19 protein-coding genes are annotated in these 21,052 nt (G+C 62.4%); 8 read left to right on the forward strand and 11 right to left on the reverse strand.

Features of this window, described 5'->3' with window-relative positions; all coding sequences use genetic code 11:
• Positions 1–24 precede the first annotated feature (24 nt).
• From NKI95_RS28415 to NKI95_RS28430, 4 genes are all read left to right on the forward strand, one after another.
• Entirely contained in the window at positions 25–1,302 is a 1,278-nt protein-coding gene (locus NKI95_RS28415) for an ABC transporter substrate-binding protein (protein ID WP_352720923.1), read from the forward strand.
• Between the two features lie 176 nt (positions 1,303–1,478).
• Positions 1,479–2,402 (forward strand): carbohydrate ABC transporter permease, encoded by a 924-nt coding sequence (locus NKI95_RS28420; RefSeq protein ID WP_352720925.1) that lies wholly within the window; start codon positions 1,479–1,481, stop codon positions 2,400–2,402.
• Positions 2,402–3,250 (forward strand): carbohydrate ABC transporter permease, encoded by an 849-nt coding sequence (locus NKI95_RS28425; RefSeq protein WP_352720926.1) that lies wholly within the window; start codon positions 2,402–2,404, stop codon positions 3,248–3,250. Before NKI95_RS28420 ends, NKI95_RS28425 begins: the two co-directional genes overlap by 1 nt.
• Before the next feature lie 4 nt (positions 3,251–3,254).
• A complete protein-coding gene (locus NKI95_RS28430; protein ID WP_352720928.1) occupies positions 3,255–4,322 on the forward strand; it encodes an ABC transporter ATP-binding protein in 1,068 nt (355 codons plus the stop codon).
• 68 nt (positions 4,323–4,390) lie between these two features.
• Here NKI95_RS28430 and rpmG read toward each other — a convergent pair whose 3' ends face one another.
• From rpmG to NKI95_RS28475, 9 genes are all read right to left on the reverse strand, one after another.
• Positions 4,391–4,558, reverse strand: a complete 168-nt coding sequence (rpmG, locus tag NKI95_RS28435) for a 50S ribosomal protein L33 (RefSeq protein WP_006201775.1) — start codon at positions 4,556–4,558, stop codon at positions 4,391–4,393.
• A 330-nt stretch (positions 4,559–4,888) separates the two neighbouring features.
• Positions 4,889–5,257: a YybH family protein gene (locus tag NKI95_RS28440; protein ID WP_352720930.1), complete on the reverse strand. Its 369-nt coding sequence runs from the start codon at positions 5,255–5,257 to the stop codon at positions 4,889–4,891.
• A 51-nt stretch (positions 5,258–5,308) separates the two neighbouring features.
• Positions 5,309–5,770 (reverse strand): YqfO family protein, encoded by a 462-nt coding sequence (locus NKI95_RS28445; RefSeq protein WP_352720932.1) that lies wholly within the window; start codon positions 5,768–5,770, stop codon positions 5,309–5,311.
• Between the two features lie 110 nt (positions 5,771–5,880).
• Positions 5,881–7,056 (reverse strand): MFS transporter, encoded by a 1,176-nt coding sequence (locus NKI95_RS28450; protein ID WP_352667885.1) that lies wholly within the window; start codon positions 7,054–7,056, stop codon positions 5,881–5,883.
• A gap of 16 nt (positions 7,057–7,072) precedes the next feature.
• Positions 7,073–7,807 carry an NUDIX hydrolase gene (locus NKI95_RS28455; protein WP_352720934.1) on the reverse strand — a complete coding sequence of 245 codons (735 nt, stop codon included), beginning with the start codon at positions 7,805–7,807 and terminating at the stop codon, positions 7,073–7,075.
• 73 nt (positions 7,808–7,880) lie between these two features.
• Complete coding sequence (locus tag NKI95_RS28460) at positions 7,881–8,333, reverse strand: DUF983 domain-containing protein (RefSeq protein ID WP_352720935.1); 453 nt, start codon at positions 8,331–8,333, stop codon at positions 7,881–7,883.
• Entirely contained in the window at positions 8,333–10,639 is a 2,307-nt protein-coding gene (gene rnr / locus NKI95_RS28465) for a ribonuclease R (RefSeq protein ID WP_502909270.1), read from the reverse strand. Before rnr ends, NKI95_RS28460 begins: the two co-directional genes overlap by 1 nt.
• A 6-nt stretch (positions 10,640–10,645) precedes the next feature.
• Positions 10,646–13,261: a type I DNA topoisomerase gene (topA, locus tag NKI95_RS28470; RefSeq protein ID WP_352720936.1), complete on the reverse strand. Its 2,616-nt coding sequence runs from the start codon at positions 13,259–13,261 to the stop codon at positions 10,646–10,648.
• 448 nt (positions 13,262–13,709) lie between these two features.
• Positions 13,710–14,087, reverse strand: a complete 378-nt coding sequence (locus NKI95_RS28475) for a COG4315 family predicted lipoprotein (RefSeq protein WP_352720937.1) — start codon at positions 14,085–14,087, stop codon at positions 13,710–13,712.
• Between the two features lie 222 nt (positions 14,088–14,309).
• Here NKI95_RS28475 and NKI95_RS28480 point away from each other — a divergent pair, with 222 nt between their 5' ends.
• Positions 14,310–15,056: a cytochrome c biogenesis CcdA family protein gene (locus NKI95_RS28480; RefSeq protein ID WP_352720938.1), complete on the forward strand. Its 747-nt coding sequence runs from the start codon at positions 14,310–14,312 to the stop codon at positions 15,054–15,056.
• Between the two features lie 66 nt (positions 15,057–15,122).
• On the opposite strand, the gene NKI95_RS28485 is transcribed toward NKI95_RS28480, so the two are convergent.
• Positions 15,123–16,016, reverse strand: coding sequence for an SDR family oxidoreductase (locus NKI95_RS28485; protein ID WP_352720941.1), 894 nt, complete (start codon positions 16,014–16,016; stop codon positions 15,123–15,125).
• Positions 16,017–16,145: 129 nt separating this feature from the next.
• On the opposite strand from NKI95_RS28485, the gene NKI95_RS28490 reads away from it, so the two are divergent.
• Positions 16,146–17,093, forward strand: coding sequence for an AraC family transcriptional regulator (locus NKI95_RS28490; RefSeq protein WP_352720942.1), 948 nt, complete (start codon positions 16,146–16,148; stop codon positions 17,091–17,093).
• A gap of 130 nt (positions 17,094–17,223) precedes the next feature.
• A complete protein-coding gene (gene glmU / locus NKI95_RS28495) occupies positions 17,224–18,585 on the forward strand; it encodes a bifunctional UDP-N-acetylglucosamine diphosphorylase/glucosamine-1-phosphate N-acetyltransferase GlmU (protein WP_352720944.1) in 1,362 nt (453 codons plus the stop codon).
• 1 nt (position 18,586) lies between these two features.
• On the opposite strand, the gene NKI95_RS28500 is transcribed toward glmU, so the two are convergent.
• Positions 18,587–18,940, reverse strand: a complete 354-nt coding sequence (locus NKI95_RS28500) for an ADP-ribosylation/crystallin J1 (protein ID WP_352720998.1) — start codon at positions 18,938–18,940, stop codon at positions 18,587–18,589.
• Between the two features lie 227 nt (positions 18,941–19,167).
• Between NKI95_RS28500 and glmS the strand changes: the two genes are divergently transcribed.
• Positions 19,168–20,991, forward strand: a complete 1,824-nt coding sequence (glmS, locus tag NKI95_RS28505) for a glutamine--fructose-6-phosphate transaminase (isomerizing) (RefSeq protein ID WP_352720947.1) — start codon at positions 19,168–19,170, stop codon at positions 20,989–20,991.
• The last annotated feature ends 61 nt before the right edge of the window (positions 20,992–21,052 follow it).

Consider the following 21,052-nt stretch of genomic DNA (forward strand, 5'->3'; position numbering starts at 1 on the left):
CCGTTCAAAATGGGAGTGCTGAACATGAAAAAACTGAGCATCCTTCTTGGTGCCGTCGCGGGTCTTGCGATTTCCGCCGGCAGCGTGCTGGCCGATTCCACGGTCAAGATGGTCGAGGTCATCACCAGTCCGCCGCGTACCGAATTCCTCAAGAAGCAGATCGCCGAGTTCGAGACGGCCAATCCGGGCGTCAAGATCGAGCTGGTATCGCTGCCCTGGGGCCAGGCATTCGAGAAATTCCTCACCATGGTGCAGGCCGGCGACACGCCCGACATCGTCGAGATGCCGGAACGCTGGATGGGTCTCTATGCGACCAACGGCCAGCTCGAGGATCTCGGGCCATACATGTCCAAATGGGACGATGCCAAAACGCTGGGCGAACGTGCCAAGCAGTTCGGCTCGACGGTCGACAACAAGCAGTACATGATCCCTTACGGCTATTACCTGAACGCGCTGTTCTGGAACAAGAAGCTGTTCAAAGAGGGCGGCCTGGACGGTCCGCCGGCGACGCTCGATGAATTCGTCGAAGACTCCAAGAAGATCTCGGCGATACCGGGCAAATATGGCTACTGCCTGCGCGGCGGCCCGGGCGCCTTCAACGGCATGCATATGTTCATGAACATCGCCGCCGGCAAGGGCGGCTATTTCAACGAGGACGGCACCTCGACCATCAACGAGGAAGGCTCGGTCAAGGGCCTGCAGATGCTCGCCGACATGTACAAGAACGGCCTGGCGCCGAAAGATGCGGTGAGCTGGGGTTTTAACGAGACCGTCACCGGCTTCTACAGCGGCACCTGCGCCATGCTGAACCAGGATCCCGACGCGCTGCTCGGCATCGCCGACAAGATGAGCGCCGACGACTTCGCCGTGGCGCCGATGCCGGTCGGGCCGAGCGGCAAATCCTATCCGACGCTCGGTTATGCCGGCTGGGCGATGTTCGCCAATTCCCAGCACAAGGACGATGCGTGGAAGCTGATGGCGACGCTGTTGTCGCCCAAGGACAATCTGGAATGGGCAAAGGAAGTCGGCGTCATTCCGATCCACAACGGCGCCGACCAGGACGCTCACTTCAGGACGGAGCAATTCAAAGGCTGGTTCGAGGAACTGAACAACGGCGACAAATACGAGATGGTGACGCCTCCGACGCATCTGGAAAATCTCGGCAATTTCGTCGACCAGGTGGCGATCAAGAATTTTCAGGAAGTGCTGCTTGGTCAGAAGGCGGCCAAGGACGTGGCCGACGAATGGGCCAAGTTCCTGACCAAGGAACAGCAGGATTGGATGGCCAAGAACAAGAAATAGCTTTCCTCCCTTCTCCCCGTTCACGCGGAAAAGGTGTCACGAAGTGACGGATGAGGGGCGGCGCCAACCCGACTTGGCTCGCGCTGCCTCTCATCTGCCTGCCGGCATCTTCTCCCCGTAAACGGGGAAGGCGCTGTCGCCAGCCCATGCTTGTTCCAGGAGACGATCCAGCACCAATGACCTACGCCGTGTCCGAAATACGATCCGCCGGCAGGCCGCGAAAGAAGCGGCTATCCCATGCTGCGATCGAGCCCTGGCTCTATCTCAGCCCGGCGATCGTGCTGCTGGTCGTCGTGCTCTTGGTGCCACTGGTTATCGGTATCGGTTACTCGTTCCGCAAATTCTCCGCTTTCAAATCCGAATATGTCGGGCTTGGGCAGTATCAGGCGATGCTGTCGGATCCCGTGCTCGGGCAGGCGCTCGTCAACACGCTGTGGTGGACGGCAGCCAGCCTGTTCTTCCAATTCTTCCTGGGACTTGGCCTGGCGCTGCTGCTCGACACACCGTTCCGGGGCAGAAAGATCGTACAGGCCGTGGTCTTCCTGCCCTGGGCGGTGCCGTCCTTCCTCTCCGGCCTGACCTGGGCCTGGCTGTTCAATCCGATCATCGGGCCGCTGCCGCATTGGCTCTACGCATTGGGGCTGAAAGCCGAGCCTACCAACGTGCTCTCCGATCCGTCGACCGCCATGTGGGGGCCGATCGTCGCCAATGTCTGGTTCGGCATTCCCTTTTTTGCCATCACGCTTTTGGCGGCGCTGAAGTCGATCCCGTCGGAATTGCATGAGGCGGCGGCGATCGACGGCGCCTCGCCGTGGCAGCGCTTCACCAAGGTGACGCTGCCGTTCCTGGCGCCGACCATCGTCATTACCGTCATGCTGCGCACGATATGGATCGCCACCTTCGCCGACCTGATCTTCGTCATGACCGAAGGCGGGCCTGCCGGTTCGACGGCCACGGTGCCGGTCTATATCTATGTCAGCGCGTTCAAGTCGCTGGACAAGGGCTATGCCTCGGCTGTGGCGGTGCTGCTGCTCGTGCTGCTCATCGTCTATGCGGTTGCGCTGATCGGCATCCGCCGTTCGCTGGTAAGGCACGTCTGATGATTGCCGGACGTTCCGCTTCCTCGCGCGTTGTCGGCGGCATCGGCCTTTACGGCGCCATCGGTGCCTACATGGCCTTCGCGCTGTTCCCGATCTTCTGGACATTGAAGATCTCGGTCACGCCCGAGCGGCTGCTCTATTCCGAAGGCATCACTTTCTGGCCCTCGCAAACGACGCTGCAGAACTTCATCACTGTGCTCGAAGCCACCGATTTCCCGCGTTACTTCCTGAACAGCGTTATCGTTTCGGTGTCGACGGCAGCCTTCGTAACGGTCATTGCCACGCTTGCCGGCTACGCCATGTCGCGATTTTCCTTCCGCGGCAAGGCGACCCTGGCCATCCTGCTTTTGCTCACCCAGACTTTTCCGCTGGTGATGGTCATTCCGCCGATCTACCGCATCATGGGACAGATCGGCCTCATCAACAGCCTGACCGGCCTCGTCGTCATCTACACCGCGTTCAATACGGCCTTTGCGACCTTCCTGATGCAATCCTTCTTCGACGGCATCCCGCGAGACCTGGAAGAGGCAGCCATGATCGACGGCTGCACGCGCCTGCAGGCAATGCGCAAGGTGATCGTGCCGCTGACGCTGCCCGGTATGGGCGCGACGCTCGGCTTCGTCTTTACCGCCGCCTGGAGCGAGTTGCTGTTTGCGCTGATGTTGATTTCCAGCGACGACCAGAAGACTTTCGCGGTCGGCTTGCTCACCTATATCGGCAAATTCGCGGTCGACTGGGGACAGATGATGGCGGCTTCCATCCTGGCGCTGATCCCGGTCTGCGTCTTCTTTGCCTTCCTGCAACGCTACCTCGTCACCGGCCTTACCGCCGGTGCCGTCAAGGGATAGATCGATGGCCTCCGTCACACTCGACAAAGTCCGCAAAGACTATGGAGCCGTGCGCGTCCTGCACGCGGTCGATCTCGAAATCGCCGACGGTGAGTTCGTCGTTCTGGTCGGCCCGTCCGGCTGTGGGAAATCGACCCTGCTACGCATGATCGCCGGGCTGGAGGAAGTCTCCGACGGGGAGATCCATATTGGCGAGCGCCTAGTCAACGACATCGCGCCAAAGGACCGCGACATTGCCATGGTATTCCAGTCCTACGCGCTCTATCCGCACATGGACGTGTCGAAAAACATGGGTTTCAGCCTGATGCTGAGGAAGGCCGGCAAGCCGGCGATCGATGCAAGGGTGGACAGTGCTGCCAAGCGGCTCGGGCTCGATGCGCTTCTGCAGCGCCTGCCGCGGCAATTGTCCGGCGGCCAGCGTCAGCGCGTCGCCATGGGACGGGCCATCGTGCGCGACCCGAAGGTCTTTCTCTTCGACGAGCCGCTTTCGAACCTCGACGCCAAGCTGCGCGTCCACATGCGCGCCGAGATCAAGGCGCTGCACCAGCAACTGAAGACCACTTCGGTCTATGTCACCCACGACCAGACCGAAGCAATGACAATGGCCGACCGCATCGTCGTCATGCATGACGGCCTCGTCCAGCAGGTCGGTGCGCCGCTCGATCTGTACGACCGGCCGGTCAACATGTTCGTCGCCGGGTTCATCGGCTCGCCCGGCATGAATTTTCTGCCTGCCGTGGTTGAAAAGGGCGCCAAGCCGGATGCCATCCTGGCCGACGGCCAGAAGCTGAGGCTGCCGGACGGCCTGCCGCTCAGGGATGGCGATGCGATCACCGTCGGCTTGCGGCCCGAGCATATCCGGCTCGCCAATAATGGCCCGCTGAAAGGCGAGGTGGGTGTCGTGGAGCCGCTCGGCCTGTCGACCCAGTTCTATGCCAGGCTTGCCGGCCAGCAGGTCTGCGTGTTTGCCATGGGCCGGGCCAGCGTGAAGCCGGGTGAGGCCGTGCGCCTGTCGGCTGATCCGGCATCGCTGCATCTGTTCGATCCGGCTAGCGGCAGTCGCATCGGCTAGTCCTGTATTCCCGAAACGAAAAACGCCGCCCGGAGGGCGGCGATTCGGTACTGCGAGAGAAAACCCGATTACTTGATCTTGGTTTCCTTGAATTCGACGTGCTTCTTGGCGACCGGATCGTATTTGCGGAACGACAGCTTGTCCGTCTTGGTGCGGCTGTTCTTGCTGGTCACGTAGAAGAAACCGGTGTCGGCGGTCGACAGAAGCTTGATCTTGATGTTTGCGGCTTTGGCCATGATGTTCGTCCGTTAATGTTCGTGGAGTTTTGGCCGCTGGAGCACGGGGAAACACCCGGACGCGGGAAACTTGCCGCGACACATAAAGAACGCGCCCGGAAAGTCAACCCTTGTCCAGGTTCTGTGTCGTAAGCAGATGAGTTGTCCGGATTAGGTAGCACATGAGTTGTCCGGGTTTATTGCCAGCCGATGGAGGCTGGGGATGAAGCGGACAATTGATGTGCTACCAAAACCCGACAACTTGATTGGCTGCCGACGGCCGCGGGAGGCTCCTGTGTGCCTCCGGCCGTCCTAAGCAGGCTCCGGGTGGCGTCTCAGTTTGAATGCTGGCTATGAGTATCGAGCGATGGACGGCTGATCGATCACCCAAAGCCAGTTCCCGTCACTTTGCCGGCGAGCGATTTCCGCAGTCACGGTGCCATCGGCAAGGCGCGTGGACGTAAGCGCCAAATCCCCGTTGATGATAGTCGGACGCTGATCTCCGAGATCAAACTTTCGTCCCGCTGCCACCAACTTGGCGTAAAATCGGCTGATGGCGTCTCTGCCGCAGGCCAACTGTCCGTTGCCGGTATCGAGGACGGCACCGGGTTCGTAAAGAGCAGCCATTCCTTCCGCGTCTCCCGCTTGCTCGCGAGAAACCAATAGCCGCGCCAGGTCCTGGGGATCGCTTGCCGGTTTGCGGTTTGCTTCATCATTCATTGGCAGGCTTCCTGACAGCCAAATTCAAACCGAGATACGACCAGATTCCGGTCACTCCGCCGCGACGGTTTCCGGCCGCATCGCCTTCTTCCAATCTCCCGTCGTGTTCCACCAGCGGTTCGGGTTGGTGCGATCGTCGAGACCCTTGGAGCGGCTGGCAAGCAGTGGCTGAATGCGGATCACCGGTTCCTGATAGCTGTGAACCTGGTAAATCGCTTCGACGACGCGAGCGGCGAGCTTCTGGTCGTCAGGCAGTTCGAACGACACCTCGACAGTGCCCGGCCGCATGCGTAATTCCGTTTCGGCGCCGGCGGCGGCACCTTCAAGTGGCCGGTAGCGTTCGATGCCGTCCGCCGACTGAAAGGCATTGCTGTCATATTTGCCCATTCTGAGCGGTGCGATCGCGACGACCGCCTCCATAATGCGGTCGACATCGGCTGCCGGTGCCTGAAAGGTCACCAGCAGCAGCAATTCCATCCGCAGCGATTTCGTTTCAAAGCCACTGTCGATCATCCGAGGTCTCCCTGCTTATGCACTTTGAGGGAGCATATACTCGAGCCCTCCTGACATGGTTGTGTCAGTAGTTGGTCAGCAGTGGGAGTGATGTCGGCAGCGGGGCCTGCTCAGAGGATTTTGCGGAGCAGCCTGGTGCCGACCAGCACGATATAGCAGGCGAAGAACAGGCCGAGCGCCCAACCGAAGCCCGACGGCCCGAAAGCGTCCATGCCGATGCCGATTGCCTGCGGGCCAAGCACCATTCCGACACCGTAGCAAAGCACGAAGGCGGCATTGGCGGAGGCCAATTCGTGGCCGGAAAGCTGCGAGCCGAGATGCGCCAGACCGATTGTGTACATGGCAGCGACCACACCGCCCCAGACGAACAGAAGCGCTGCCATCAAATGCCAGTTCTGCGCGAAGAACGGCATGAAGACCGTGCCTGCAAGCCCGACAGTGGCACAGGCCATCAGCAGATAGCGGCGGTCGCTGACGCGGTCGCTGATCATGCCGATGGGGATTTGCAACAGCACGTTGCCGAGGCCGATCATGGTGAGCAACAGGGCTGCGTCCGCTTCGGAGTAGCCGATGCGGTTGCCGTAGACCGGGAACAGGGCAAAGCCGCCGGTCTCGACCGCGCCGAACACCAGCACGGCGGCGGTCGCCGTCGGCACCAGCCAGATGTAACGCAGGAAATTGCTGGTTTCGCCGTCGGAGACGATCGTCGGGCTTTCGTTGCGCGCCGCCAGAACCGGTATGGCAGCCAGCGTTACCAGCGCGATGGTGACGCCGAAGGGCAGGAAACCGCTGCTGCCGAGATGAGCGAACAGCCATGGCCCGGCGGCAAAGCCGAGTGACAGCACTGTGGCATAGATGCCGAGGACGAGGCCGCGTCGGTGCGGCGGCGCCGAGGTGCTGATCCAGAATTCCGACAGGATGAACAGCACCGTCAGCGCGATATGCAGGAGCACGCGCAACGGAAACCACATCCAGAAGGCTGGTGCGAAATGGAAACCGACAAAGGCCAGCGCCCCGGCCGCAATCATGGCAAGCATCGTCCAGGCGACCCCGAACCGCATGGCGAGTGGGGTGGCGAGCGGCGCGCCGGCGATCGACGCGAGGCCGGCGACCGCGGTGTTGAGACCGATCATCGACGCGGAGTGGCCACGCGTTTCCAGGATCACGCTGAGCAGTGGCATGCCGAGGCCGATGGCAATGCCGACGACGCTGATCGACGAGATCGCCGCAACCATCGGCAGCCAGTGTACGCGTTCCTCGACCTCTCGCTGGGTATCCACTGTCATGAAATGCCTGGCTGCTCTAGAGAATTTCGCGGACGAAGCGATTGCGGACAAGCCGGTAGAACGGCACGGGACCGCCGGGGCTCAGCAGCGGATCCCGAGCGAGCCGCGTTTCCAGCTCCTCCAGGACCGTGCGCGTGATGTCTGGAATATCGGCTTGCCTGGCCTTGGCCAGCGGCAGCCAAACGACGTCCTCCAACTCGTCGGTCGGACCGCCATCCGGCAGCTCCACGGCGACGTCGTCGCGCCATGCGGCGAGAAAGCGCGTATCGAAGCGGCGCACCCGATTGGGCGGTGTGATGGCGCGGGCGATGAAGCGCAGCGCTTGCAGCGACGGCATGACGCCGTACTCGACAAAGCCCTGCCAGTCGCGCTTGGCGCTCGCGAAGGCGCCTTTTTGGCCGATCAGCAGGCCGGCCTCCTCATAGGTTTCGCGGATTGCCGACAGAGCAATGGCGCGGGCGCGGACAGGGCTGGTGCGGCCGCTGCCGGCGGTCAACCTCGCTTCGTCCTCGGGATGAAGTGCGCTGGCTACGGGGATGCGGCTGTCGGCCGGATCGGTGCGGCCGCCCGGAAACACGAACTTTCCCGGCATGAAGGCATGACGGGCGTGGCGCCGGCCCATCAGCACCAGGAACTCATCGCCCTTGCGGTCGAGCAGGATCAGCGTCGCGGCGTCGCGCGGGCGTATAGGCTTGGCCTCGAGCGCGACCCGCTCAACCTTGTCGACTTCCGCCTTGGTCACAACGTCCATGCGCTCGACCTAGCGGAATCTTCTCCGATGCGAAAGTGGCGTTCAGCCATGCCGATTTGCGCCAGCCTCGGTTTCAAGCCTCGGGATGCGACTCGATCAGATCTTCTTCACCGCCAAAGCCGTGCATATAAAACGCCCATTGCAGGCCGATGACAGCGCCCTTGACCGGCTGCAGCAGGACGACGGCGAGAATGATGGTCAATGGCACCCAGATGGCGATGTGCTGCCAGGTCGACAGCGTCGAGGTCGCCTCGACACCCATGAAGGCGCCGAGCACGATGTGGCCGACAATGACCACCACAAGATAGGCCGGCAGGTCGTCGGCGCGATGGTGGTGGAGCTCCTCGCCGCAATGATCGCATTTGTCGACGGTTTTGACGAAGGCGCGAAACAGCTTGCCCTCGCCGCAATGCGGGCAGCGGCCGAGCATGCCGCGCTTCATTGCCGTCCATAGCGGCCGGGCGGTCCGGCCCGAGTGATGTTCGCCGCCGAAACCCCGTTCTTCCACCTGCAGTTCTGTTGGCATTACCGTCTCCTGCCGCGCGAGCCTGGACGCGATTGCGACGCTCGGGCGCGGCCTTTGGCCTTGTGGAACGACCGTTTGGAGCCGGGCAGCGGCTTTGGCTCGGTCAGCATCTCGAAACGCATCGCGCCGGCCATCGGCGCCACCTCGATCAGGCGAACCTCGACGCGATCAGCAAGCTGATAGCCCTTGCCGGTGCGTTCTCCGAAAAGCGATCGAGCAGTTTCGTCGTATATATAGTAGTCGCCGCCCAGGGTTGAAACCGGAATGAATCCATCCGCGCCATACTGTGGCAATTGGACAAACAGGCCCGATTTGGTGACGCCCGAGATGCGGGCGTCGAAACGGTCGTCGATCCGCTCGGCGAGATAGGCGGCGATCAGCCGGTCGACCGTGTCGCGCTCGGCGGCCATCGCGCGCCGCTCGGTCGCCGAAATCAGCGCCGAGACCTCTTCCAGCCGTTCCGCCTCGTCCTTCGTCAGGCCGCCCGGACCAAGGCCGAGTGCGGCAATCAGCCCACGATGCACGATCAGGTCGGCATAGCGGCGGATCGGCGAGGTGAAATGCGCGTAGCGCTTAAGATTGAGGCCGAAATGGCCGATATTGGCGGGCGAATATTCGGCCTGGCTCTGCGAGCGCAGCACCACTTCGTTGACCAGCCCCTCATTGTCGGCGCCGCGCCCGCGAGCGAGGATGCCGTTGAACTGGTTCGGCCGCATCTGTGCACCGCGCGCCAGCGACAGGCCGAGCGTCTGCAGGAATTCACGCAGCGATTCCTGCTTGGCGAGCGAAGGCGCATCGTGGATGCGGTAAACCAGCGCCTGCCGCTTCGCCTCCAGCGTCTCGGCGGCGGCGACATTGGCCTGGATCATGAACTCTTCGATCAGTTTGTGCGCGTCGAGCCGCTCCGGCACGACGACCTTGTCGACGGTGCCGTCCTGCTTGAGAAGGATCTTGCGCTCGGGCAGATCGAGTTCGAGCGGCTGGCGCGTGTCGCGGCCGCGCTTCAGGATCGCGTAGGCGTCCCATAGCGGCTTCAGCACCGCATCGAGGATCGGGCCAGTCGTGTCGTCCGGTGCGCCGTCGATCGCCGCTTGCGCCTGCTGATAGGCGAGTTTCGCCGCCGACTTCATCATGATGCGATGGAATGAGTGTCTGAGTTTGTGACCATCGGCCGAGAAAGTCATACGCACCGCAATTGCCGGACGATCCTGGCCCTCGCGCAGCGAACAGAGGTCGTTCGAGATGCGTTCCGGCAGCATTGGTACGACTCGGTCGGGGAAATAGACCGAATTGCCGCGCTTCAGCGCTTCGCGATCAAGCGCCGTGCCATAGCGCACGTATGCAGCGACATCGGCAATGGCGACGGTGACAACCACGCCGCCGGCGTTCTTCTCGTCGGTGTCGGGCATAGCGAACACCGCGTCGTCATGATCCTTGGCATCGGCCGGATCGATGGTGAGCAGCGGCAGCTCGCGCCAATCCTCGCGGCCGGCAAGCGTCGCCGGCTTGACCGCCTCCGCCTCGGCGATGACGTCCGCGGGAAAAATATGGGGAATGTCATGTGCGTGGATGGCGATCATCGAGACCGCCTTTTCGCTGGTCAGCGACCCCAACACCGCCAGAACCTTGGCTCTCGGCAGCCCGTAGCGGGAGGCCCGCGCCGGCTCGACCTCGACCAGGTCGCCATTCTTGGCGCCGTTCTGGAATTCCTTGTCGACGACCAGCTCCGGCTGGCGCCTTTCCACCGGCTCGATGCGGAGCGTGCCGTCCTTCAGCACACGGAAAACGCCGAGAACCGCATCGGTGCGCTTCTCGAATATCTTCATTACCCGGCCGGTATAGGCCGGGCCTGCCGGATCGTCGGTCGGAAAGGTCTTGGCCAGCACGCTGTCGCCGATGCCCGGCGTCGGGCCATTGCCGCCGCGCGACACGCGGATCGCTATGACCGGAGGTTCGCCATTGCCCACGGCTTCGGTCGGGTGCGCCAGCAGCACACCATCGGCGTCACGGCCGAAGATGTCGAGCACCGCGACGTGGGGCAGGGTGCCGACGCGGGCAAGCCGCTTGCGCTCCTTGGTCAGCAGGCCTTCATCCTGCAGGTCGCGCAAGACGTCCTTCAGCCAGATACGGTCTTCGCCGCGCAGCGCAAACGCCTTGGCGATGTCGCGTTTTCCGGCGCGGTCCGGATTTTCGGCGATGTAACGCAGTATCTCGTCGCGTGAAGGCCGGTAATTGTCCCTGACCTTGGCACGGGTATCGGCGGTGCGCAGATCGCCGTGGCTTCTTCCGGAGACTTTGCGCGCCAACCCGTCCTATCCCTTTTTCCTGGCCGCCGGTTTTTTGGCCGCAGCCGGTTTCTTCGCAGGCGCGGCCGCTTTGCGGAAGGGCTTCCTGGCGCCATTGCCGTCCTTGGCTTCCTTTTCCGCAATGAGCGCCACCGCATCCTCGATCGTCACCGATTGCGGATCCTTGCCCTTCGGCAGCGTCGCATTAACCTTGCCGAAATTCACATAAGGCCCGTATTTGCCGTCGCGCACGACGATCTTGCCGCCGCCTGCAGGATGTTCGCCAAGTTCCTTGAGCGCAGCGGCTGTGCCGCCATTGCGGCCGCCTTTGCCCTTCAATTGCTTTTCGGCGATCACCGAGACGGCGCGATTGAGGCCGATCGAGAACACGTCCTCGATGCTGTCGAGATTGGCGTAGGTGCCGTCATGCAGCACGAACGGCCCGTAGCGCCCCAGCCCGGCCGAAATCATCTTGCCCGATTCCGGATGCTTGCCGACGTCGCGCGGCAGCGACAACAGGGCGAGCGCCTTTTCGTGATCGATCGAATCGACAGTCCAGCCCTTGGGCAGGCTGGAGCGCTTGGCATCCTTGCCGTCGCCGCGTTGGATATAGGGGCCGAACCGGCCATTGCGCAGCGTGATCTCCTCGGCGGTATAGGGGTCCTTGCCGAGCACTTTGGTGCCGTCTTCGCCATTGCCGTTCTCGCCATTGGGATTGGCGGCGTCGCCGAGCTGGCGGGTGAAGGAGCATTCGGGATAGTTCGAACAGCCGACGAAGGCGCCGAACTTGCCGAGCTTCAGCGACAGGTTGCCGGTGCCGCATTTCGGACAGATGCGCGGGTTCGAACCGTCTTCCCGCGCGGGAAACACCAGCGGCGCCAGTTCCTCGTTCAACGCATCGAGAACGTCAGTGACGCGCAACTCCTTGATGTCGGCGACGGCGCCGGAAAAATCCTTCCAGAAATCGCGCAGCACGTCCTTCCAGGCGAGCTTGCCGTCGGAAATCTCGTCGAGCTTTTCCTCCAGCGAAGCGGTGAAGTCGTACTCGACATAACGCTCGAAGAAGCTTTCGAGGAAGGCCGACAATAGCCGGCCCTTGGCCTGCGGCACCAGCTTGCGCTTGTCGATGGTGACATAGTCACGATCCTCGAGGGTCTTCAGGATCGCCGTATAGGTCGACGGCCGGCCGATGCCCAACTCTTCCAGCTTCTTGATCAGCGAAGCTTCCGAATAACGCGGCGGCGGTTCGGTGGTGTGCTGGGTGGCGTTGATCGCCTCGCGGGTGAGCTGCTCGCCGGCACGGATCTCGGGCAGGCGGCGGCTTTCCTCGTCTTCCGAATCTTCTTCCTTCTGCTCGATGTAAGCGGCAAGGAAGCCATCGAAACGAACAACCGAGCCGACAGCACGAAGCTCGGCGGTACGCGAACCGTTGATGGCCTCGATCTCAACCGTGGTGCGCTCGATCTCGGCCGGCTGCATTTGGCTGGCGATGGCGCGTTTCCAGATCATCTCGTAAAGCCGCGCCTGGTCGGCGTCGAGATACTGCCTGACGGAAGCCGGCGTGCGCATGAAATCAGTCGGACGGATCGCTTCGTGCGCTTCCTGGGCATTCTTGGCCTTGGCGGAATAGACGCGCGGCTTTTCAGGCAGGTATTTGGCACCGAATTCCTTGGCAATCGCATCGCGTGCGGCAGAGATCGCCTCCGGTGCCATCTGCACGCCATCGGTTCGCATATAGGTGATCAGGCCGGTGGTCTCGCCGCCGATCTCCATGCCCTCATAGAGCCGCTGCGCCACCTGCATGGTGCGGTTGGCCGAAAAGCCGAGACCCGATGAGGCTGCCTGCTGCAGCGTCGAGGTGGTGAAGGGCGGGCCGGGATTGCGCCTGGTCGGCTTGGCTTCGACCGACACTGCCTTGAAGCTGGCGCCTTCGAGCATCGCCTTGATGTCGTCGGCCTGCGCCTTGTTGGAAATGTCGAGCTTTTGCAGCTTCTTGCGCTCGAAGGCGGTCAGCCGCGCCTCGAAATTTTCCTTGCGCGGCGTACCGAGAATGGCGGCGACCTGCCAGTATTCCTCGCGGATGAAGCGCTCGATCTCGGATTCGCGGTCGCAGACCAGACGTAGCGCCACCGACTGGACGCGGCCGGCGGAGCGGGCGCCGGGCAGCTTGCGCCACAGCACGGGCGACAGCGTGAAGCCGACCAGATAGTCGAGCGCGCGGCGGGCGAGATAGGCATCGACCAGCGGCGCATCGATCTGGCGCGGATTGGCCATCGCCTCCAGCACCGACGCCTTGGTGATGGCGTTGAAGACGACGCGGCTGACCGGCTTGTCCTTCAGCGCGCGCTTTTGCTTCAGCACTTCCAGGACATGCCAGGAGATCGCTTCGCCCTCGCGGTCCGGATCGGTGGCGAGGATCAGCCCGTCGGCGTCCTTGACCGCCTTGGCGATATCGGCGAGACGCTTTCCAGACGCGGTGTCGACGGCCCAGGACATGGCAAAGTCCTCGTCCGGACGCACCGAGCCATCCTTGGCCGGCAGATCGCGGACATGGCCAAACGAGGCCAGAACCTTGTAGTTCTTGCCGAGGTACTTGTTGATTGTCTTCGCCTTGGCCGGCGATTCGACGACGACGACGTCCATACGGTCTCATATCAGTTGTGATGCGGCAGAAGAATTCCGCTGCGCGCGACGAAATCTCGTTCAATGTGTCGCTCACATGGCCGCGCTTTTGCATCCGGTCAAGGCCAAGCAGTCAAAATGCGGCCCTGTACCGAATGCGCAACCCAACGGCGCGCCATGCGATTTTCCGCAATCCTGGACAAGGGAAATGGCCAGCCTATCGCTGAACAAACCCGGCAATTGATCCTGGAGAACGGGACAAACTCTCCCGCGGATATAAGAGAAACATCGAGCACGCGCCAGCCCTGCTTGAACAGATGCTGTGAAGCGCGCAATCGGTAGCCCGGCATTTTGCTCGGACAGTCGCAAGGAACTGGCGTGCTGAAAAGCTGGCCGCCGGGGCGGTTGGGTCAAGTTCCCGGCGACCAGCCGTGTTACCGCCTGTTACAGCGGATCAGAAGCTCAAGGCTTAGTCGGCCTTGGCGATATGCCAGACGCCGCCGACACCCTCGCCGGCGACGGCGCCGGCCTTCTTGTCCTTGCTGAACGTGTAGAGCGGCTTGCCTTCGTAGGCCCACATCCTGGTGCCGTCGGTGCGGTCGACGATCGTCCATTCGCCCTCGGCCTTGGCGTTGGCGTCAGCCTTCAGCGGCGGCCAATTGGCGGCGCATTTGTCGTAGCAGTTCGACTTGCCGGCCTCGTCCTTGTCGTAGGTGTAGAGCGTCATGCCGCTGGCATCGGTGTAGATCTTGGTGCCGCCGACCTCCGCTTCCTTCCACGCCTCGGCGGCGAAGGATGCGGCAGTGCCGAGCAAAAGCGCGGCCATGCCAATTGCGATCGTTTTCATGGACTTCTCCCTGGATCGTTCGAAAAGCGCGCGGAACCGCGGCTTCGTTGTGATCAACGCTGCCTGGCGGCCCTTTCTTCCCGGGCTGCTTTCCCGTCGATCAGGCGAGGGCGACGACTTGCCACGCGATAGTAACGGGGACCACGTGATGGGCCACGCGATGGTGATTGGCGGACGGCCGTTGTCGCGGCTATATGGCTGCGCAGTCATCTGGAGACGGAAATGGCATTGGACGTCGGCTATGTCAGTGCGATCGGGGCGGGAGCAATTTCGTTCCTGTCACCCTGCGTGCTGCCGCTGGTGCCGCCTTACCTGTGCTATATGGCCGGCGTGTCGGTCGACGATTTCCGCGGCGAGGCCGGCATTGCGGCAAAGGCCGGTGCGCGAGGCGCGCTGGTTAATTCCTCCATCGCCTTCGTGCTCGGCTTCTCGACCGTCTTCGTCGCGCTCGGCGCCGGCGCCTCGACCATCGGCCATCTGCTGCGGGTCTGGCAGGAGCCGCTGGCAATGGCGGCCGGCGTGCTGATCATCCTGATGGGGCTGAATTTCCTCGGCGTGCTGCGCATCCCTTTGCTTTCACGCGAGGCGCGCTTCCAGTCACAAGGCAAGCCGGCCAGCCTGATCGCCGCTTACGTCATGGGCTTGGCCTTCGCCTTTGGCTGGACGCCCTGTATCGGCCCGGTGCTGGGGCCAATCCTGACGCTTGCCGGCGGCCGCGAGACGGTGGGCGAGGGCGCGCTGCTGCTTGCCGCCTATTCGCTCGGCCTCGGCATACCGTTCCTGATCGCTGCGCTGTTTTCCGGCGCCTTCATGCGCTTTCTCGGAAAATTCCGCGTCCATCTCGGCCGCGTCGAAAAAGCCATCGGCGCGCTGTTGGTGGTCGCCGGCGTGTTTTTCCTGACCGGCGGCGTGCAGACGGTGTCATACTGGCTGCTCGAGAATTTTCCGGTGCTGGGGCAATTGGGCTAGGTTCGCCGCCCGGCCCAAGCGCGAGGCCGTAGCTGCGGCGCAAGGCACCGCAGCTACGTGGTCCGTTCAACCTTCGAAATAGCCCGGCTGGTCGATATCGGCGATGAGCCCGGGTCCGCTCGGCGCCCACCCCAGCAGCGCGCGAGTCCGTTCGCTCGAGGTCGGGACATCCATCGCCGCGAACATCGCGAACCAGCCAAAATGATCGGCGGCTTCTTCCCCGGACTTGGCGACGACCGGCACGTTCAGGCGCCTGCCGATCACGCCGGCGATGTCCTTGAACGGCACGCCTTGTTCGGCGATCGCGTGATATCGCCCGCCACCGGCTCCATGCTCGAGCGCAAGCCGGTAAACGCGAGCGGCATCGAACCGATGCACGGCGGGCCAGCGATTGAGCCCTTCGCCGGCATAAGCCGACACGCCCTTCCTGCGAGCAAGGTCGATGAGAATAGGAACAAAGGCGTGGTCGCCCTGGCCATGGACCGACGGCGGAAGGCGGACAACCGACGCGCGCACCCCGCGTGCCGGCAGCGCGGCGGCTGTCGCTTCGGAGGCGCGGGGATATGAGGCGGAAGCGGGAACAGGCGCATCTTCCTCGGTCGCTGTACGGCCGCGCGCCTGGAGCGCGGTTCCGGAGGTGACGAGCAGGGGCCGCTCGGAGCCTTCGAGTGCACCGCCCAAGGCCTCGATGGCGCGCCGGTCCATCTCGCAGTTTTGCGCGAATTTCGAGAAGTCGTGGTTGAAGCCGGTATGGATCACGCCGTCGGCTGCTGCTGCGCCGCTGCTGAGGCTTTCGAGGTCTTCGAGGTCACCTCGATGCACCTCGGCTCCGGCGGCGGCAAGCGACTTGGCCGACGCCTCCGAGCGGGCGAGGCCGAGCACCTGATGGCCGGCGCCGATGAGTTCTTGAACGACGGCAGAACCGACGAATCCGGTCGCTCCGGTAACGAAAACACGCATCACGACTTCTCCTTGTTCATTTCTGACCACGACCATGCTCGCGGCCCAGTTGTGTCGTGATAGGCGCTTGAGAAAATACGATCTATGCGGTAAAGTCCGTATTGTCTTCGCAATCGTCCGGAATGACCTGTGGATCCCCTTTCAGATGTGCTCTCGCTGCTGAAGCCGCGAAACTATATGTCGGCCGGTTTCGATGCTGGTGGTGAATGGTCGATCCAGTTCCCCGACCAGCAGCAAAGCATCAAGACCGGAGCGGTGGTCTCCGGCCGTTGCTGGCTATCTGTGGAGGGCGTTGCTGACGCAGTGCGCCTTGAGACGGGAGACTGCTTCCTGCTGCCGAGTGGATGGCCTTTCCGCCTTGCAAGCGACATGAGCTTGACGCCTGTTGAAGCCGTCAAGATTTTTCCGCCTGCGCGAGCCGGCGGTGTCGTGACCCACAATGGCGGTGGTGATTTCTTTCTGGTCAGCAGCCGCTTCGCGCTTGGCGGCAATCATGCCGGCATCCTGTTGCGGATGCTGCCAGCCATTGTGCATATCCGCAAAGAGTCGGACCAGTCGGCGCTGCGCTGGTCGGTGGAGCGGATGATGCAAGAGCTGCGCGAGCCGCAGCCGGGCGGCTTTCTGGTGATCCAGCACCTCGCCCACATGATGCTGGTTCAGGCGTTGCGGCTGCATCTTTCAGAAGGATTGAAAGGTGGCATCGGCTGGCTCTTTGCCCTGGCGGACAAACAGATCGGCGCGGCGATCAGCGCCATGCATGACGATCCGGCACATGGCTGGACGTTACAGGAGCTGGCGCAACGGGCCGGCATGTCGCGATCGACCTTTGCGCTCAGATTCAAGGAGACGGTCGGCGCGTCGCCGATGGACTATTTGACGCGCTGGCGAATGCTGCTGGCCGGCGACCGGCTGACGAATTCCAGCGATCCCGTCGCCGTCATCGCGCTGTCGCTCGGCTACGAATCCGAAAGCGCGTTCAGCACAGCCTTCAAGCGGGTCATGAACTGTTCGCCGCGGCAATATAGCCGTGGCCGAACTCCCGTCTTCGCATCGCGTAACGAGCCGGAAGCCGCTTGAGCCGATCGGGCTTGGGCGTGTCGCGGGTAGGAGGTTCCACGCCTCACCGGAATTTAACCGCATTGGTGCAGCATGGCGCCGGTGCTACTAACGCTTCGATTCCAGACCCCTTTCAACGGTTGCTGTCCCCATGAGCCAGAGATCCTGCCTGTCCATCATCCTCGCCGCTGGCGAAGGCACGCGCATGAAGAGTGTAGTGCCGAAAGTGCTGCACACAATCGCCGGCCTGCCGATGGTTGCCCATGTCGTCAAGGCGGCCGAAGCCGCCGGCAGCGGCGATCTGGCGCTGGTGATCGGCCATGGCGCCGATGAGATGCGCAAGGCCGCACTCAAGTTTGCGCCGAAGGCCGAGGCTTTCGTTCAGGAAAAACGTCTCGGCACCGCGCACGCCGTGCTTGCCGCACGCGCAGCAATATCAAAGGGTTATGACGACATCTTAGTGATGTTTGGCGACACGCCGTTGATCGATCCGGAAGCGCTCGCGGCGGCGCGGCTGAAGCTGGCGGAAGGTGCGGCCGTCGTCGTGGTCGGCTTCCGTACGGAAAATCCTTCGGGCTACGGCCGGCTTATCGAAAAGGCCGGCAAGCTCGTCGCCATACGCGAGGAGAAGGACTGCTCGGACGAGGAGAAGAAAGTCACCTTCTGCAATGGCGGGCTGATGGCGGTCGCTGGCAGGCATGCGCTGATGCTGCTCGATCAAGTCGGCAGCAAGAACGCCAAGGGCGAGTATTATCTCACCGATATCGTCGAGATCGCGGCTGCGCAGGGACTTGATGTGGTCGCCACCGAAGCCAGTTTCGAGAACGCGCTCGGCATCAACAACCGTGCCGAGCTTGCTCAGGCGGAAGGTATCTGGCAGACGCGTCGACGCCATGAAGCGATGCTTTCCGGGGTGACGCTGATTGCGCCTGAAACCGTGTTCTTCTCGCACGATACCGAGATCGGTGCCGATACGATCGTCGAATCCAATGTCTGGTTCGGGCCGGGCGTGAAAATCGCCACGGGCGCCAAGATCCATGCCTTCAGCCATATCGAAGGCGCCACCATCGCGTCGAATTGCGATGTCGGGCCGTTCGCGCGGCTGCGGCCCGGGGCCGATCTGAGAAACAAAGCCAAGGTCGGCAATTTCTGCGAGGTAAAGCAGGCGATCGTCGAGGAGGGCGCCAAGGTCAATCACCTGACCTATATCGGCGATGCCCGCATCGGCGCGGGCGCCAATATCGGCGCCGGCACCATCACGTGCAATTATGACGGCTATTCGAAATTCTTCACCGATATCGGCGAGGGCGCCTTCATCGGCTCGAACTCCTCGCTGGTGGCGCCGGTGTCGATCGGCAAGGGCGGCTACATCGCTTCGGGCAGCGTCATCACCGAAAGCGTGCCCGACGATGCGCTGGCTTTCGGCCGCTCCCGCCAGCGGACGCTGCCCGGCAAGGGCAAGGAGTTGCGCGAGCGTTTTGCTTCGGCCGCGGCGGCCCGCAAAAAAGGCTAGCCTAACGGAACTCGGCGACAAGCTCAATTTGGCCGACGATTGCATCGTTGAAGGCGGACAGGTCTTCGGCCGGGATCCAGTATTCCAGATGCGCCCGGCTGCCGGCATGCTGGACGCTGTAGCGGTTCAGAAAGCTGCGACGCACCTCGAAACGCGTCACGAAACCTGATCCGCTCGCGGGCACGTTCCAGTCCCGGGCGATCTGGGTGGCATAGGCCTCGCTTGTAACCGGATAGAAGATCGGCTGATCGGCGAGTCGAGGCGGAAAGGCGCGCATCCCTGACTTCTGGATCAACTCCAGTTCGCGTGGCCCAACCGGACGCCAAAGCGTCACCGTCTCAATTCGTTCGTTCATAGCCGCATCGTGTCTTTGACTGATTTCAGGAGCCGTTGAGCCGAGATAGGATACATAAGCGGAGAAACTGAGCAATTGCAGTAACCTGATTGCAAGTGGGCCCTGTCATGGTGCATCTGTGCAGGATAGTCCGGCTGATACCGGACGAAATGGAATGTGATTTTTCGCGGCAGCCCGGCAGTCTCTAAATAGCGCCGGGTTTGAGGTCGGAATCGGGGGCAAGCGCCATGTGCGGTATCGTTGGAATTGTCGGTAACTCGCCGGTCGCGCCGCTTATCGTCGATGCGTTGAAAAGGCTCGAATATCGCGGCTATGACTCGGCCGGCGTCGCCACGATCGAGCACGGCAGGCTTGACCGCCGCCGCGCCGAGGGCAAGCTGGTCAATCTCGAGCGCCGGCTGAAGGACGAACCGCTCGACGGCATGATCGGCATCGGCCACACGCGCTGGGCCACGCATGGCGTTCCGAACGAGAGCAATGCGCATCCGCATTTTTCCGACGGCGTCGCCATCGTCCATAACGGCATCATCGAGAATTTCGCCGAATTGCGCGACGAGCTGATGCGCGACGGCTACAGCTTCGCCTCGCAGACCGATACCGAAGTCGTCGCGCATCTGGTGGCGCGCGAACTGGCCAAGGGGCTGAAGCCGGTTGAGGCGGCGCACCAGGCGCTGAAGCGGCTGGAAGGCGCCTTTGCGCTCGCCATCATGTTCAAGGGCGACGAGGATCTGATCGTCGGAGCCCGCAACGGCCCGCCGCTCGCCGTCGGTCATGGCGACGGCCAGATGTTCCTTGGCTCCGACGCCATTGCGCTTGCCCCTTTCACCAATTCGATCACCTATCTGGAAGACGGCGACTGGGCGGTGGTGCGCCGCAACGAGGTCGATATCTTCGATATGGGCGGCAACAAGGTCGACCGCAAACGCCAACAGTCGCTCAGCACGAGCTTCATGGTCGACAAAGGCAACCGCCGCCATTTCATGGAAAAGGAGATCCATGAACAGCCGGAAGTGATCTCGCACACGCTGGCGCATTATGTTGATTTCGTGGGCGGCGTCTCGAAGCCGCTCGACCTGCCGTTCGATTTCGCCAAGATCGACCGGCTGGCGATCTCGGCCTGCGGCACCGCCTATCTCGCCGGGCTGATCAGCAAATACTGGTTCGAGCGCTATGCGCGGCTGCCGGTCGACATCGATGTCGCCTCGGAGTTCCGTTACCGCGAGATGCCGCTGTCGAAGACTGATGCCGCTTTCTTCATCTCACAATCGGGCGAGACCGCCGACACGCTGGCGTCGCTACGCTACTGCCGCAAGGCCGGCATGAAGATCGGGGCGGTCGTCAATGTGCGCGAATCGACCATGGCGCGCGAATCCGACGTCATCCTGCCGACGTTGGCCGGCCCGGAGATCGGTGTCGCTTCGACCAAGGCGTTCACCTGCCAGCTTTCCGTGCTGGCCTCGCTGGCGGTGCGGGCGGGCGTGGCGCGCGGAACGATTTCGCATGAGCAGGAGAAAACGTTGATACGCGAGCTGTCGGAAGCGCCGCGTTATGCCAACCAGGTGCTGAAGCTCGACGGACAGATCGAAAAGATCGCGCGCGACCTCTCGCACTACAAAAACGTGCTCTATCTCGGTCGTGACACCAATTTTCCGCTGGCCATGGAAGGCGCGCTGAAGCTCAAGGAGATTTCCTATATCCATGCCGAGGGCTATGCCGCCGGCGAGCTGAAGCACGGGCCGATCGCTCTGATCGACGAGAACATGCCCGTAATCGTCATCGCCCCTCATGACCGCATCTTCGAAAAAACGGTGTCGAACATGCAGGAGGTGGCGGCGCGCGGCGGCAAGATCATCCTGATCACCGACGGCAAGGGCGCGGCACACGCTACGGTGAAGACGATGGAGACGATCGTTTTGCCGGACGTGCCGGAAATCATCTCGCCGATCATCTACGCGCTGCCGATCCAGATGCTCGCCTACTTCACCGCCGTGTTCATGGGCACGGACGTCGACCAGCCTCGCAACCTGGCGAAATCGGTAACGGTGGAATAGGTCTCGTTTAAAAACTTCGCCATTCCAAAGCGCCTTCGGGTTCAGTAGTGTCGCGCTGCAA

Source organism: Mesorhizobium sp. M0306 (genome assembly GCF_040321655.1).
GTDB lineage: Bacteria > Pseudomonadota > Alphaproteobacteria > Rhizobiales > Rhizobiaceae > Mesorhizobium.

What these genes read in the sequence shown, in the direction of transcription:
- NKI95_RS28415 (WP_352720923.1), top strand. Translation starts at nt 25, where the DNA reads ATGAAAAAACTGAGCATCCTTCTTGGTGCCGTCGCGGGTCTTGCGATT.
- NKI95_RS28420 (WP_352720925.1), top strand. Translation starts at nt 1,479, where the DNA reads ATGACCTACGCCGTGTCCGAAATACGATCCGCCGGCAGGCCGCGAAAG.
- NKI95_RS28425 (WP_352720926.1), top strand. Translation starts at nt 2,402, where the DNA reads ATGATTGCCGGACGTTCCGCTTCCTCGCGCGTTGTCGGCGGCATCGGC.
- NKI95_RS28430 (WP_352720928.1), top strand. Translation starts at nt 3,255, where the DNA reads ATGGCCTCCGTCACACTCGACAAAGTCCGCAAAGACTATGGAGCCGTG.
- rpmG (WP_006201775.1), bottom strand. Translation starts at nt 4,558, where the DNA reads ATGGCCAAAGCCGCAAACATCAAGATCAAGCTTCTGTCGACCGCCGAC.
- NKI95_RS28440 (WP_352720930.1), bottom strand. Translation starts at nt 5,257, where the DNA reads ATGAATGATGAAGCAAACCGCAAACCGGCAAGCGATCCCCAGGACCTG.
- NKI95_RS28445 (WP_352720932.1), bottom strand. Translation starts at nt 5,770, where the DNA reads ATGATCGACAGTGGCTTTGAAACGAAATCGCTGCGGATGGAATTGCTG.
- NKI95_RS28450 (WP_352667885.1), bottom strand. Translation starts at nt 7,056, where the DNA reads ATGACAGTGGATACCCAGCGAGAGGTCGAGGAACGCGTACACTGGCTG.
- NKI95_RS28455 (WP_352720934.1), bottom strand. Translation starts at nt 7,807, where the DNA reads ATGGACGTTGTGACCAAGGCGGAAGTCGACAAGGTTGAGCGGGTCGCG.
- NKI95_RS28460 (WP_352720935.1), bottom strand. Translation starts at nt 8,333, where the DNA reads ATGCCAACAGAACTGCAGGTGGAAGAACGGGGTTTCGGCGGCGAACAT.
- topA (WP_352720936.1), bottom strand. Translation starts at nt 13,261, where the DNA reads ATGGACGTCGTCGTCGTCGAATCGCCGGCCAAGGCGAAGACAATCAAC.
- NKI95_RS28475 (WP_352720937.1), bottom strand. Translation starts at nt 14,087, where the DNA reads ATGAAAACGATCGCAATTGGCATGGCCGCGCTTTTGCTCGGCACTGCC.
- NKI95_RS28480 (WP_352720938.1), top strand. Translation starts at nt 14,310, where the DNA reads ATGGCATTGGACGTCGGCTATGTCAGTGCGATCGGGGCGGGAGCAATT.
- NKI95_RS28485 (WP_352720941.1), bottom strand. Translation starts at nt 16,016, where the DNA reads ATGCGTGTTTTCGTTACCGGAGCGACCGGATTCGTCGGTTCTGCCGTC.
- glmU (WP_352720944.1), top strand. Translation starts at nt 17,224, where the DNA reads ATGAGCCAGAGATCCTGCCTGTCCATCATCCTCGCCGCTGGCGAAGGC.
- NKI95_RS28500 (WP_352720998.1), bottom strand. Translation starts at nt 18,940, where the DNA reads ATGAACGAACGAATTGAGACGGTGACGCTTTGGCGTCCGGTTGGGCCA.
- glmS (WP_352720947.1), top strand. Translation starts at nt 19,168, where the DNA reads ATGTGCGGTATCGTTGGAATTGTCGGTAACTCGCCGGTCGCGCCGCTT.